Raw genomic sequence first — 950 nt, forward strand, 5'->3', positions numbered from 1 at the left:
ATCTTCTTACATAGGCAGCGGCCATATCATGCGTTGCTTAGTATTGGCTGATAGGCTAAAACTAGATGGTCACGACGTTTTATTTGCCACCCGCCCGCAAAACGGTGATTTAGTCACATTTATAAAGCAGCGTGGTTTCTCTATTTATGAATTACAGCAACCTGCAGATTGGCTAGTACCAACCTCGACTGCGGATTATGCCGCGTGGTTGCAAGTCACTGAGTGTGATGATGCCCAAGAATGCGCTACTGCATTCGATAGTCCTGATTTAGTTATTACAGACCACTATGGTATTGGTGCACAGTGGCATAAGGTAGTAAAAAAAGCGTATAACTGTAAAATCATTGCAATTGACGACTTAGTAAGAGAGCACGCTGCAGACTTGATTATAGATCAAACATTGCTTAGAGAGCCAAGCGAGTATCGTTTATTAAACTCTAAGGCCACCGTCTTAACGGGCACGCAATATGCAATTATAAATACTCACTTTTCGCATCGACATTCATCACAATTGATAGCTTTAAATACATTAGCGAATACACCGCGTTTATTATTATCTATGGGGGGGATAGATGCCCCCAATGCAACATTGCATGTACTTGATGTTTTAAAGAAAAGCGTTAATCCGCCAATAACGACTGTATTGCTTAGCCCTAAAGCACCTCACTATAAAAGTGTTACAGAGTTTGCTATAAAGCATAGCGCGTGGTTGACTCACATCGATTTTGTAGATGATATGGCTACTCTCATGAGTGAGCACGATATTGCCATTGGCGCGCCAGGCTCAACGTCATGGGAACGTGCTTGTGTCGGGTTACCAAGTATTGTTATTGCACTTGCTGATAACCAGCAGACGATTTGTAAAAATTTAGAAGCCGTTGGTGCTGCAATTAGCGTTGAGTTAGAGGCGATTAGTAAAAATTTAATGAAGGCCTATGAGCAGTTAATTG

The 950-nt window shown here is 41.8% G+C and carries 1 protein-coding gene; it reads left to right on the forward strand.

Going from position 1 to position 950, the window contains the following annotated elements; translation table 11 throughout:
• Window positions 1-28 precede the first annotated feature (28 nt).
• The coding region (gene pseG / locus CXF76_RS00720; protein WP_232785075.1) for a UDP-2,4-diacetamido-2,4,6-trideoxy-beta-L-altropyranose hydrolase at window positions 29-950 on the forward strand (922 nt) is incomplete at its 3' end.

It is taken from the genome of Pseudoalteromonas sp. 78C3, assembly GCF_002836695.1.
Classification (GTDB): domain Bacteria; phylum Pseudomonadota; class Gammaproteobacteria; order Enterobacterales; family Alteromonadaceae; genus Pseudoalteromonas; species Pseudoalteromonas arctica.